Origin of the sequence: Paenibacillus sp. SAFN-054 (assembly GCF_051966755.1) — a bacterium.
GTDB lineage: Bacteria > Bacillota > Bacilli > Paenibacillales > Paenibacillaceae > Paenibacillus_AQ.
This window is the reverse complement of sequence record NZ_JBQCKS010000005.1, coordinates 274698-288070: the sequence shown is the minus strand read 5'-3', so window position 1 is coordinate 288070 and position 13373 is coordinate 274698. Positions and strand designations below refer to the sequence as shown.

General features: G+C 52.1%; 10 protein-coding genes and 1 riboswitch. Of the genes, 9 read left to right on the top strand and 1 reads right to left on the bottom strand.

Annotated elements, in window-relative coordinates; all coding sequences use genetic code 11:
- The first annotated feature begins 112 nt into the window (after window positions 1-112).
- The 6 genes from ACTHPM_RS22525 to ACTHPM_RS22500 all read left to right on the top strand — a co-directional run bounded on the left by ACTHPM_RS22525 (window position 113) and on the right by ACTHPM_RS22500 (window position 8914).
- Window positions 113-1072, top strand: coding sequence for a helix-turn-helix transcriptional regulator (locus ACTHPM_RS22525; protein ID WP_440397699.1), 960 nt, complete (start codon window positions 113-115; stop codon window positions 1070-1072).
- Window positions 1073-1447: 375 nt separating this feature from the next.
- Window positions 1448-3487: a peptidoglycan D,D-transpeptidase FtsI family protein gene (locus ACTHPM_RS22520; protein WP_440397698.1), complete on the top strand. Its 2040-nt coding sequence runs from the start codon at window positions 1448-1450 to the stop codon at window positions 3485-3487.
- 152 nt (window positions 3488-3639) lie between these two features.
- Window positions 3640-5691, top strand: a complete 2052-nt coding sequence (locus ACTHPM_RS22515) for a peptidoglycan D,D-transpeptidase FtsI family protein (protein WP_440397697.1) — start codon at window positions 3640-3642, stop codon at window positions 5689-5691.
- A 239-nt stretch (window positions 5692-5930) separates the two neighbouring features.
- Complete coding sequence (locus ACTHPM_RS22510) at window positions 5931-6674, top strand: Cof-type HAD-IIB family hydrolase (RefSeq protein ID WP_440397696.1); 744 nt, start codon at window positions 5931-5933, stop codon at window positions 6672-6674.
- 59 nt (window positions 6675-6733) lie between these two features.
- Entirely contained in the window at window positions 6734-7219 is a 486-nt protein-coding gene (locus tag ACTHPM_RS22505; RefSeq protein ID WP_440397695.1) for a DUF456 domain-containing protein, read from the top strand.
- A 51-nt stretch (window positions 7220-7270) separates the two neighbouring features.
- Window positions 7271-8914 (top strand): putative polysaccharide biosynthesis protein, encoded by a 1644-nt coding sequence (locus ACTHPM_RS22500; protein WP_440397694.1) that lies wholly within the window; start codon window positions 7271-7273, stop codon window positions 8912-8914.
- A gap of 38 nt (window positions 8915-8952) precedes the next feature.
- Here the strand turns inward: ACTHPM_RS22500 and ACTHPM_RS22495 are convergent, their stop codons facing one another.
- Entirely contained in the window at window positions 8953-10413 is a 1461-nt protein-coding gene (locus ACTHPM_RS22495) for a DUF2515 family protein (protein WP_440397693.1), read from the bottom strand.
- Between the two features lie 90 nt (window positions 10414-10503).
- On the opposite strand from ACTHPM_RS22495, the gene ACTHPM_RS22490 reads away from it, so the two are divergent.
- The 3 genes from ACTHPM_RS22490 to ACTHPM_RS22480 all read left to right on the top strand — a co-directional run bounded on the left by ACTHPM_RS22490 (window position 10504) and on the right by ACTHPM_RS22480 (window position 13115).
- Window positions 10504-10851 carry a thioredoxin family protein gene (locus ACTHPM_RS22490; protein WP_440397692.1) on the top strand — a complete coding sequence of 116 codons (348 nt, stop codon included), beginning with the start codon at window positions 10504-10506 and terminating at the stop codon, window positions 10849-10851.
- A 195-nt stretch (window positions 10852-11046) separates the two neighbouring features.
- Window positions 11047-12003 (top strand): COX15/CtaA family protein, encoded by a 957-nt coding sequence (locus ACTHPM_RS22485; RefSeq protein WP_440397691.1) that lies wholly within the window; start codon window positions 11047-11049, stop codon window positions 12001-12003.
- A gap of 392 nt (window positions 12004-12395) precedes the next feature.
- Window positions 12396-13115, top strand: coding sequence for a Cthe_2314 family HEPN domain-containing protein (locus tag ACTHPM_RS22480; protein ID WP_440397690.1), 720 nt, complete (start codon window positions 12396-12398; stop codon window positions 13113-13115).
- Window positions 13116-13205: 90 nt separating this feature from the next.
- A riboswitch (SAM riboswitch) is annotated at window positions 13206-13344 on the top strand.
- Window positions 13345-13373: the final 29 nt, after the last annotated feature.

Here is a 13373-nt window from a genome sequence, read left to right as displayed (position 1 = left end):
GATAAGTTAAGATTGGTTTTTTTAGGAAGGATTCACTTCGCTACAAGTCGAATGGACTATATCAAGCAATTATATATGAGTCTAATTTACTATATGAGCTAGGAGAATCCACATGACTGACAGACTGATTCGATTAATGCGCATTATCACGCTTGTTCAAGCAAAACCCGGGATACTGGCAAGGGAGCTGGCGGAAAGATGCAGCACCAGCGAGCGCACCATTTATCGTGATATGGAAGCCCTGAGCGCCATGCATATTCCCATAACCCATTTAGGCTACGGAAAGGGCTATCAGTTTATCGGTGAATTTGCTTTATATCCGTTCGACTGGACCGAGGATGAAGTTCATGCCTTCAGTTCGCTTGCCGGGGTGATGGATCAGGTTAAGCCTCTGGTGCCGCCGGCGTTTGAAGGGGCGTATGAAAAGGCTTTGGCAGCCCATCATAAGCAGCGGATCTATCGAATGGACACGGAGCTTCACGAAAGCGAGCAGCCCGAACAAACCTCGAGCGGTCTGTCCCTGGGCGAAGAGTCAAGGTTTCTGCTCCCGATTTTATTCGCGACCTTGACCCAGCAAATCATTCAAGCCGAGTATTATGCCCCCGAACGCAATGAACTGCTGTGCGGCAAAATAGATCCATACCTTCTGGTCCCTTGGCAGCGGAGCTTTTACCTGGTAGGAAGAAATCACAATACCGGGGATTTATATACTTACCGCTTGAACCATTTTGAGCGTGTTGTCGTGCTCGATGATGTCTTTATTAAAGTACATACGCCCATGCAGCAGGAATGGCGGCAGCATTTTCGCGGCCATGAAGAAGATTCGGTAGCTTTTAAGATTCGGCTTTCCTCTTCCGTTATTCCTCAGTATAAAGAAAAGGAATGGATTACGCCGCTGGCAGAAACGGTTCAAGCGGACGGGAGCCTTATTGTTGATCTGGTAGTTTCGGAAGTACCGGCATTTATGAGCTGGCTCTCCCAGTATGGTTGTGACGCAGAAATTATGGAACCTGCTCCGTATCGTGCCATGATGAAACGTCATTTGATGAAATGGCTTGAGGTGTATGGATGACCAGCGGCGCATCGAGTACTTTACCGCATCAACTTACCAGAGAACAGGCCAGCACCACACGCTTAACAGCTGAAATGCCGGCCCCCATCTTTGGCTGCCTGTGCCGCTATTTTGCCCCCACTGCTTTCTCTCCTGTTCCTTCGCATTCTCCTCACCCTTCCCATTCCCGAATTCCTGAACACCGCCCGGATTTATTCATGAGTTAAGTTATAGCCCGGGAAATTATTTTCCTTATAATGGGTTTATATGTTAAAATTTATATGAAAGCTCAGTGGATATGAAATTCGGATATTCAAAAGAAACGGGGAGTGGAACGTGAGCCTGTTCGCGTCTGGAAGGTCGCCTGATGAAACAGAAGCCGATGATCGAGGCAGCTTGACTCTAAGAATTAATTTGTTTTTCTTCAGCACATTCATCATTTTTTGCGTGGTGATCGTCCGCCTTGCCGTCATTCAGTTTGTCGAGGCGCCGAGCCTGACGCAAAAAGAGGAGAACCAGAATACGAAGAACATTCCGCTTCCTCCTGACCGCGGCAACATCCGCGATGCGGCCGGCGTCAAGCTGGCCTATTCCCAGCCTGTGGAATCCCTTTACATTACACTGATGAAGGATTACAACAAGACAACGGAAAAAGGGAAGAAGAACCGGCCTGAGGTTGAAAAAATGGCTGCGCAAATGGCGGGTGTCTTCAAGAAGCTCGGGAGCGATCCCAAGAAGCCTCTAACAAAGGAAGAAATTATCGAAGCTATGGATCTGGAATCCAAGCGGGATAACGGATATATTCCAAGGCGCATCAAGTCAGACCTGAACCAAAAAGAGATTCAGTATTTTATGGAGCATAAGTCGGATTTTCCGGGTATTGAGATTCTGGAAGAAACCGTCCGCCAGTACGATCCGGACACGGTGGCCGTGCAGACGGTCGGATATATTAAGACCTTCAAGCGGACGGAAAGCCTGAAAGCTTATGATGAAGCAAGGGAGAACACCGCGAGCGACGAGAATCCGGGCCAAATCTATACGAAGGATGAGCTGGTCGGTGTCGACGGCGTGGAGGCCTCCTTCCAGAAGGAACTGCGAGGCCAGAACGGCTACAAGGTGACCTCCGTCAGTTCCGCCAACATTCCAGAGGAAGTGGTGGATATTGTTCCACCGGTCAAGGGGAACGACGTCTGGCTGACGATCCATAAAGAGGTCCAGCTGCAGACCGAACAGGCGATCAAGGATCAGCTGGCCTGGCTGCATACCCATCCGGTGTCCGGCAAGACCCATCCGGAGGCCGTTACGGGTTATGCGGTAGCGATGGAAGTGGACACAGGCAACATCGTGGCGATGGCCAGCATTCCGGATTATGACACGAACATTTGGAAAGCGGGCTCGGTTTCCAATGAGGACTTCAATAAGCTGAACGGCAATTACCAGAACGGGGCCATCACGCCGCTGAGCTCCGGCAAGTCGAAGCATGGGCTGGAATCGGCCGTTCTGCTGGGATCGACGATCAAGCCGCTGAGCGTGTTGATCGGACTGAAGGAGAAGCTGTTTACAACGACGACGCCTTACAATGACACGGGGATAACCTACTTTGGCAAGGAGCAAAAGCCCGTCCGCAACTCGCAGAACCATGCCTACGGTTATTTCCGGACACCCGCGGAAGCGATTGAGCATTCTTCCAACGTGTTTATGGTCGATATGGTCGGCAATGCCCTGTATAACAAATACGGCAAAAAAGGCATTCCGGTCTGGGATAAATATATGGAGGAGTTTGGACTGGGCGTTGCGACCGGGATCGATCTTCCGAATGAATACTTGGGAAAAAAAGAGTACAAGGTACCCGGCACCGTGGATAAAGTGCCCCCAGAAGTGGGAAGTGCCCAGTCCGCCCTGGTATATGGCTCCTTCGGCCAGATGGGCAAATATACGGTACTGCAGCTGGCGCAGTATACGGCGACCCTGGCCAATGAAGGGGAACGCATCAAGCCGCAAATCGTCGGCAAGATTACCGATGCGAGCGGCAAGGTCGTGATGCAGAGCAAGCGCGAGGTGCTGAACAAGGCTCCATTCGATAAGTCGTATTGGAAGCTGGTGCGCAAAGGCATGAATACGAACGTCAGTGAGGCTTTTGCCGGCTTCCCGTACGACTTTGCCCGCAAAACCGGTACCTCGCAGCAGGAGGTTAACGGAATTAACCGGGACAACGGCGTGTTTATCGCTTACGCCCCGCGCAACAATCCGAAGCTGGCGGTCGCCGTCATCATTCCCGAGGGCGGATTCGGCTCGAACAGCGCCGCACCTGTAGCCCGCAAAATATTCGATGCCTATGACAGGGTATACGGATTGGACGGCGTTCCGAAAAAGCAGGTGCAGGACCAAAAGGCAGCGGAAGAGAAGGCGAAGGAAGCTTCCAATAAACAGCAATAATCGGCTGGATTAAGCGGCAGATCAGGGGGGAACAGCCTGGCCTGCCGCTTTTTTATTGGAACCCCCGGGGTCGAAGCTTGGCGAAAGATGCCGAGCACCCTCTATGTATGCTAAAATAGTCAATGTTATTTTAGTAGAGAGGGGGGGAGCCGGTGAGCGACTATACACCGGACCATCCGGAGCAGGAAGAGACGAAGAAGAAGGGCAACTTTAATCTAAGGATCAACCTGTTCTTTTTCAGCACGTTTATGATCTTCTGCGTCATTATTATCAGACTCGCGATCCTTCAGTTTGTCGAGGGCCCGACCTTGACCGAGAAGGAGTCCAGCAACATCGTCAAGGACGTGCCGCTTCCTCCGATTCGGGGAACCATATTCGATTCGACCGGCGCCAAGCTGGCGTATTCCACACCGACGCAATCGCTTTACATTACATTAATGAAGGATTACAGCAAACTGAACGGAAGCAAAAACCGACCTGAAGCCGAGGAAATCGCGCAGCGGCTTCTGGAGGTGTTCGATAAATACGGAGATCCGAACATTCCCAAAATGACGAAGCAGGATATCATCGACGCGATGGATCTGGATTACAAGCAGTATGAAGGCTACTCGCCGCGCCGCATCAAAATGGATCTGTCGGATAAGGAAATCGCGTATTTCAGCGAGCACAAATCTGATTTTCCAGGGATCTCGATTGAAGAGGAAAGCATCCGCCATTATGATCCGGATACGGTTGCGGTGCAAACCATCGGTTATATCCGGACGTTCAAGGGCTCAAAAACCTTAACCAAATATAAGGGAATTGACGAGACCCAGCGCTCAGGCGATGTGACCGCCGATCCGGGCGTCGTGTATACGGAGCCGGAATTCGTCGGCTTTGACGGCCTGGAACTGATGTACCAGGACGAGCTTCGCGGGAAGAACGGTTACAAGAAGGTGCCGATCAATCCGCGTAATATGCCGGAAGGCGTGGATGAAATCGTTCCGCCGGTGAAAGGCAACAACATCTACTCGACGATCAACAAGGAGATTCAGGTGACGACCGAGCAGGCCATTATGGATCAGCTGAGCTGGCTGCATACCCATCCGGTGTCGGGAAGAACGCATCGTGATGCAACAACCGGATTCGCCGTTGCGATGGAAGTCAAAACAGGAAATGTCGTAGCGATGGCCAGCATGCCGGACTACGATCCGAATATCTGGCAGACCGGCAGCGTAACGCCGGATAACTGGAAGAAGATTCAGAATATCTACATGAACGGTACGATCCGCTCCTTCAGTCCAGGGAAATCGGGCGATCACCCGGAATCCGTCGTACTGCTCGGCTCGACCCAGAAGCCGCTCAGCGTACTGCTTGGATTGAAAGAAGGCATTATTACGACCAACAGCTACTACGAGGACAAGGGGGCAGCGTACTTCGGTAAAGAAGGTCACCAGACGCGCGTACGAAACTCTTCGGGCCACGTATATGGAGGCATGGATCCGGCACGGGCCCTTGAAAAGTCCTCCAACGCCTTTATGGTCGATATGATCGCCAACAGGCTGTTCAGCAAATACAAGAGCAAGACCATTGATAAGTGGGATAGCTATATGACTCAGTTTGGTCTTGGCGTGTTAACGGGAAGCGGACTTCCGGGCGAATGGAAGGGACGCAAGGAGTACATGAACGACAACGAGAGCGTGCAGGCCAAAATTGCCTATGCTTCCTTTGGTCAGCAGGGCAAATACACGACGCTTCAGCTTGCGCAGTACGTATCAATGCTCGCGAATGAAGGCAAGCGGATGAAGCCGCAGCTTGTCAGCAAGATTACCGACGAGAAGGGCAACACCGTAAAAACCTTCAAACCGGAAGTGCTCAATACGGTGGATCTGCCGAAAGCGTACTGGAATGAAGTCAGACGCGGCATGCGAAGCGAGGTTTCCGCATTCGAGAACTTCCCTTACGCGTTCGCCCGGAAAACGGGTACATCGCAGCAGCAGGTCGGACATCAGCTGGTCGATAACGGCGTATTCATCGCCTATGCGCCGCGCGATAATCCGGTGCTGGCCGTTGCGGTCATGATTCCGGAAGGCGGATTCGGTTCGCAGAGCGCTGCCCCGATCGCACGGAAGATTTTTGACGCTTATGACAAGGTATATGGGCTGGATGGCGTTCCTAAAGGCAGCAAGGACACGGATGCCGACGGAACAGATAAGAATAATTAAACGACTGGAAATCATGACATCCTTTTTATCATGGATTGAAAAGACCAGGGATAAGGCTTCGGTGTGATCGCGAAGGCTTCCCTGGTCTTTTTTTGTCTGACAGAATGCGCACGAGGCCGCCCCCGGAAATTTTATTATGAGCTGCGCAAAACCTTTTTTGTGGCTGTCCCCGGCTTATGGTAAAATGACCGTATGTGTGCACGAAACGTGAAAAAGAGAACATATGGGGGGGAAGCAGCATGAGAAACGAATATAAATTGCTTGCACTGGATATGGACGGTACGCTTTTGACGAGCAGCCAGACGATTTCACCGCGTACCTCTGAATACATTCAGAAGGCCAAGGATAAAGGCGTCCATGTATGTCTCTCGACGGGAAGAAGCTTTGAGAGCGCGCTGCCGTACGGTGAGGAGCTGGGACTGCTCACACCGATGATTACGGTGAATGGCAGTGAAGTGTGGCGGGCTCCGCATGACCTGTATGAGCGGTCCCTGATGGATCCGAAGCTTATTTCGGCCATGAATGAGATTGCCCTGGCGGAGGACTGCTGGTTCTGGGCGTATTCCATCGAACGCGTCTATAATAAGGATCATTGGATCGAAGGCGCCATTGAGAACAAGGAGTGGCTCAAGTTCGGCTTTCATACTGAGGACAACGAGGCGAGACACCGCATCCTGATGCAGCTGCAGGATATGGGAGGGCTTGAAATTACGAACTCATCGCCTCATAATCTCGAAGTGAACCCGCTGGGCATTAACAAGGCAGCCGGAATTCAGAAGGTGTGCGGTCTGCTCGGGCTTGATATGAGCGAGGTCATTGCCGTTGGCGACAGCATGAACGATCTTGCCGCCATTCAAGCAGCAGGCCTCGGCGTAGCCATGGGGAATGCACAGGAGGTCGTCAGGGAATCCGCGGATTTCGTTACCGCGAGCAACGACGAGGATGGAATCGCGGAAGTGATAGAAAAATTTATATGCATATAGCGTTGTCCCGGGATGAGTTCCTCCCGGCTCAATCTGTATGATGAGAAGGGATCGAAGCTATGGCTGTACTTGGTTGGATATTGATCATAGCCCTGTTCGCCGTGGGATTGGCCGGGGCCGTGTTCCCCGTGCTGCCGGGCGCGGTGGCGATTTTTGTTGCTTTTTTCGTGTACGGCTGGTTTTTTACGTTCGGTCATTTTAATGTATGGTTCTGGATTATCCAGGCCCTGATCATCATTGTGCTGTTCGTGGCGGATTATGCCGTCGGCGCTTGGGGGACCAAGAAGTTCGGCGGTTCCAGGCTGTCCGTGATCCTAAGCACGATCGGCGTCATTATCGGGCCGTTCGTCATCCCGGCGTTTGGACTTGTTATCGGTCCGTTTCTGGGGGCTTTCGTCGGTGAACTGATCGTTGGCTCTTCGATGTCGAAAGCCGCTAAAGTCGGATACGGAACGCTTGTGGGATTGTTCAGCAGCATGGTCATGAAAATCATTTTGCAAATCGTGATGATCATCGTATTCTTTATATGGATTGCCGTTTTTTAAAGTCATATGCTCCATGGGATGTGCTCGGTGGGGGAAAGAAGGGAATAAAGTTTGGCTAAAAAAGAATCGTTTATTAAAGGCACGCTAATATTGGCCGCCGCCGCACTGGTGGCACGGGTACTCGGTCTTGTGCAGAGGGTACCCCTGGATCATTTGTTTGATGATGTCGGCAAAGCTTCATTCTCGATTGCCAACAACGTATATTTGATGCTGCTTACGGTCGCCACGGCTGGCATTCCGAGCACGCTCAGCAAAATGGTGTCGGAGCGCTATGCATTAAAACGGCCGGATGAGGCAAGGCAGGTTTATCGCGCCGCGCTGCTGTTCGCCGTATTTGCAGGCGTCATCATCACCGTACTGCTCTATGTCTTGGCTCCGTATTATGCAACATATGTGTCCAAAGTGCCTGAAGCCGCATTGTCCATCCGTGCATTGGCGCCGGCGCTCCTTCTGTTTCCGGCCATCGCCATGATGCGCGGCTACTTCCAGGGAAGACACAACATGGCGGCAGGCGGCATTTCGCAAATCGTCGAGCAGTTTGCCCGTGTCGGCACGGCGATCATTCTGGCTTACATTTTACTTAAATCCGGTTATGACGGCAGCTGGGTTGCAGCGGGCGCTTCCTTCGGCGGCGTGCTCGGCAGCATCGGCGCCTTTGCCATTATGCTTTATTATACGATCAAAATCCGTAAACAGGATAAGGCGGAGATGCTCCGTGAAGGGGCTGGAACACAGCTGCCCCTGATGAGAATCTATAAGGACATTTTTACGCTTTCCATTCCGATCGTGTTGTCGTCGCTGACTGTTCCGGCAGTCAACTTTATCGACTCATCAATCGTGAACCCGCTCCTGATCGGCCAGATCGGGGAGGCGAAGGCGACAGAACTGCTCGGTATCCTGGGACAACGGGCCCAAAGCATCGCAGGCATTCCGCCGATTCTGGCTATTGCTCTCAGCACTTCGCTGATTCCTGTCATCTCCGCAGCATTTGCGCGCAAGGATCAGGAGCACCTGCAGCAGCAAATGACGCTGGCATTGCGCATATCCGTGCTTACGGGAATGCCGATCGTTATCGCGCTCTGTACAGCGGCCTATTCGATTAACGGCCTTTTGTTCAGCAGTTTGGACGGCAGCTGGCTCATTATGCTGCTGACGTTCGGCACGATCTTCCAGATCACGATGATGACCACGAACTCCATCCTTTTAGGCGTGAACAAGGCCAAGGTGTCGATGGTCAACGTCATGGTCGGCATCGTAGTGAAGCTGGCGGGAAGCTACCTGCTTGCTCCTTTATTCGGCATCTACGGCATTATCGCGGCGACAGGACTCTGTTTCCTGGTGATTACGCTGCTCAACCTCAGAATGCTGAAGGTAATCGTGCCGTTCTCGATTCTCGGCAAGCGCTGGTCAGGCTTCCTGCTGACGGTGGTCCTGACCGCCGCCGTAGGCTACGGCTTGAATGAAGCTGGCGTACAGCTGACGCGCATCATGCCGGATCGTCTCGCGTTCTTGATTACCTGCATCATTGTGGGCGGTGCAGTCGTGCTTCTTTACCTGGTGCTCATGATTATGCTTGGGGTGCTTCGCCAGCATGAGCTCGGGAATTATCCGCGCAAGGTGCAGAAGGTGCTTCGTCCGTTAATGCGTCTGCAGCCTTCCCGATTCAAAGCGGGAAATTCGCAGCAAGGACGCTAGCTTTCACGGAAGACAATAGGACAAGATACCCTGCAGTGTCAGGGTGTATCTTCCAAAGTATGGGCAACCGCTCTTTCCGCATCATGGGTAAGAGCGGTTTTTTGCACGGCGAAACGGTGGGCATGCGTCATTTCGATAAGGACGGGCCGTTTCGGCCGTGATACCTGATCGATGGCCTTCCTGCTTTTGAACCAGTCGTAGCGGGTGATGGGCTCATAGGGCATATCATGCCATACCTCGTTCAGCGACGGGCTGTAAAATCGCTTGTCCTTCGGAAGCCATTCCGATTTGAGCAGCTCCGTGCTCTCCTCCGGAGAGTTCAGGGCTGCTTTTTTGCTGCTGGTGAACAGCCTCGGCCAGTATTCCTCACGCGAACCTTGGTGCTTGGTTGCGGCCGCGAAGGCCTGGACCCCTGCCAGCACATCCTTATAGCCGAACAGCATGGCATACAAGGCTTTGCCGAAGGCGATTCGCTCCTCAAGGTTGGAGAAGTGCTCCAGAATGAGCCCCACCATGCCGCGGCAGCCGCTGGCGCAGTCATCAGGGGTTTCCCGGCCAGGTTCGGGCCCGGAGACAGGAGACGGGGCAATTTCCGTTTCCCGTTCTTTCTCGTCCGCGGCTTCCATCCGCGGTAAAGTCTTCACCAGCATGGGGAATATGATCTGATTCAATTGAAACCGGCTGTGGAGCGCAAATATGGGGCTCTGCAAGATGTTCTTCTGGAAATAGCTGTTCTGGACGACCCGGCCTTCGATGTAGTTCTGCTCGTTGATGATCAGTCCTACGGCCAGCTGCGCGCTGTCGCGTTCAATCCAGAAACGGTCCCAAAAGGGACGCATGAACCCCGAGACGCGAAACTCAGGCAGCAGATGAAAGAGGCTTCTGCCAAGCCTCCGGCTGTGGATGTATAGAAGCAGCTGCGGGTATGCATCAAGGAAAATCAAGGCATTGCTCCGTTCCAGCATCTGATACATATCCTCGCGCAGCTTGTCCGTGACGACATCCGACAGCAAGCCGCCTTTGAGGTCCGTCATATTCCAGCCCGCGTTGCGGGAAACCATGTGGGCAAGAAAAGCCCAATGGAGCTCAGGATAATCCTGATAGCAGTCATAATAAGCCTGTGTCCGCGTAATGTTGCTGCGGTTGGCCTCGAGAGCCGAGCCGCGAATTGATTGCACGATCTCAAGGTCTTCGGGCGAAAGCGGCGGCGCTGTTTCCTCCTTGCCGAATGCGCCGTCCCGGACGCGGCCGCGTTCGCCCAGCATCCGCTCCAGCTGATCACGGATGCCGTGTGCGGATGATTCCTTCCACCCGAGGGGCCTGCGTTCTTTGATGAGGAGCTGCGAAGCCTTCCAGCAGGCATATTTGCCTTTGACCACTTCCACAGCGGTCTGGGGCAGCGTTTTTGCAAGACGAACGAAACCTTGAAATGACGAACGTTCTTCCACCTTCTCCGCCATGGACGGATCTTCCTTTCCGTGTGAAATGAGCTTATTCACAGTATGGCTCAAAAATTTGACTTCCACTCTATATTTTGATTCACTAAAGTAAGATTTGGACAAGAAATGTTCAGAAAGGACTGATCATAGATGCAAAAGATCACTTCGAAAGCTGAATTTCAGGTTGCGATTCAATCCCCAAGACTGACCGTCGCCATTTTCAAGGCGGATTGGTGCGGTGATTGCAAGTTCATGGAGCCGTTCATGCCGGATGTCGAAGAGAAGTTCGCGAATGACATGACCCTGGTGGAAGTGGATGTCGACAAGGTCGGTGATGTCAGCCAGGAGCTGAACATTTTGGGTATTCCGAGCTTCGTGGCCTTTTCCGACGGTCGGGAGCTGGTACGTCTTGTCAACAAGCTCCGCAAATCGCGCGAAGAAATCGAAGGCTTCCTGCAGCAGGCCCTTGACGTGTACAGAACGATCCACAAATATTAAGAAAATGCACCGCCCCTGCCGGTCAAGGGCGGTGTCATTGCTTTTTGTCACAAAAAGAATGCGTTTTCTTTGCATTTTGTCACAAAGTGGGTATATTCCGTCACACTTTATCAGGTATAATAGATGAGATGTAAATATACGGAACGCTTCGGAACGGATGGAGCGTTTTTAATTTGAGCTGCAGGTGAGACGATTTTGAATACCAAACAATTGAAATGGCTCAGCTACCTGACCTTTTTTGTCATGTTTTTCGCGACCTTCGGGGGGACTGTCGTCACCAAGACCGACTCGGGTTTGGGCTGCGGCCATGAGTGGCCTTTATGCCGGGGGCAATTCGTTCCTGCGCATACGATTGCTTCGTTAATCGAATATTCCCACCGTCTGGTCAGCGGCTTGGCCGGATTGACAGCGGTTGCCGTCGTGGTGGCATTCTGGCTGTTCGCCAAGAACCGCAAGGATCTGCGCACGTATTCTTGGCTGACCCTGATTTTTGTCCTCGTACAAGCTCTGATGGGAGCTCTCGCGGTTGTGTACGACCAGTCGTCAGCGGTGCTTGCGCTTCATTTCGGATTTTCCCTCATCGCTTTCGCCAGTTCCCTGATGCTTGCGCTCGGAGCGCGGAAAATGGACAAGGAGAAGGCCTCGACCGCGAAGGAGCAGTTTCCTCCGGTCAGCCTGGCTTTCCGGAATTTCGTATGGATGGTCACGATCTATTCGTATCTCGTGGTATATGTCGGCGCTTACGTAAGTCACACAAGCTCGGCAGGAGGATGTTCCGGCTGGCCGCTGTGCAATGGGAAGCTGGTACCCGAGCTGACGGGCAGCGTAGCGATCGCCTTTATCCACCGGCTCGCCGCTTTGCTGCTGTTCATCGCAGTTGTCGTCATGGCTTACTATGCGTACAAGCTTCATAAAGGAAACCGTGAGCTAGGCGGCCTCGGGATCTCGGCAGCGGTTCTGTGCCTGCTGCAGGTGTTCAGTGGAGCAGGGATCGTGTACACGCTGAACAAGCCGGAGGTTTATATTTTTGCGGCGCTTCTTCATAACTTGCTGATTTCTTCTTTGTTCGGCGTGCTGTGCTACCTCAGCGTGAGGGTGTGGCAGCTTGGAAGAGAACCAGCCCGGCAGCTGAAAGCAGCGTCAAACGTTTAGGTCTCTGATGCGTGCATAAGACATCCAAGATAAAGCCTGCGAAGCCGCTTCGCGGGCTTTATTTGTGAGCAAGAGCTTATCCTTGGGGAAGCGTCATTCGAATGAACCGGACTGGCTTAAGGACATGCTAAGGGATAGCCATTTGACGTACAGGGTAGGAGGCTTAATGAAGAAGAAGTAATTGGCCAGCAAGGCAGCCGGAAAGAATGGTGGCAGCCAGGAAATGTTGTGCGGAAAGTTTAATCCCGGAGCTGATTTGTTTATATTTTAAATATGACGCTGACAAGATCCGCTGGACTTACATGCTTGGCAGCCGGACTGCGGCAGCATGGCGGCTCTGATGATATCGAAAGCGATTGATCGCGTAAAACTATTGCAGGGAGAGAAAGCCGATGCTGCGAATACTGCTTGGAGAAATGCCCCGCCAGAACAATGGGCTGCTGGAGGAAACGATTGAAACAATGTATCGAACGATCCAGCTGCTGCAGAAGGAAATCGACAGAAACGATGATCCGAGCCACGATTTCCGTAAGCTGGAGATTTGGACGCGCGGCCTGGTCTCGTCGATTGATGAGCTGGAGCAAAGCTGGTATGCGGCTTGCTTTTTCCGCAAGTCAGTGCGAGCCGGGTTCGTGGATGACATGAGCATACAGGAGCAAAGCGAATACGCACGTTATGTCTATTTTTATAAAAATGGCTTCATCCGGGTGTTCTCCATTTTGGACAAACTCGGCACGGTCCTGAACGACCTGTTTGATTTGAATACCTCCAAGGTCAAAGCACATTATTCTTATTTTACCGTCCTCAGACAGTTTCATTATCTCAAAAATCACCAACAGCTCGCGGACGAGCTGACGGTCATCAAGAACGATTACAGAAGCGCGCTGAATGTCCTGCGCAAACGGCGCAACGCAGAAATCCACTATATGAATGCAGAAATGCAGGATGATCTGTGGCAGCGGCATCAGGGGCTGCATGATAAGGTGGAGCTGGAGGATTTGGATAAGCACCTCGACGATTTGAAGCAGGGACTCGAGATGGTATGCAAGTCACTTCTGGCCTCATATAAATACGCGAATGAGTTATGGGCCCGGAAAGGCATGAAAGTGTAAAAGCGTTCAACAATTTTCCTTTTGACAAAGAAAGAAAAAGTAATTATACTGAAAAACATGAAAATGTAACGAATAATTGCATAGACTTTTTTCTTATCGAGAGAGGCGGAGGGACAGGCCCGATGAAGCCCGGCAACCGATTTGAGAATGAGGCGAGAGTGCCCGTTCCCAAATGACATGGTGCTAATTCCTACAACTGCAGGTGATCCTGCGGATTGGCAGATGAGAAAGGTTGCGACTTCGCATACGAAGAGCCCT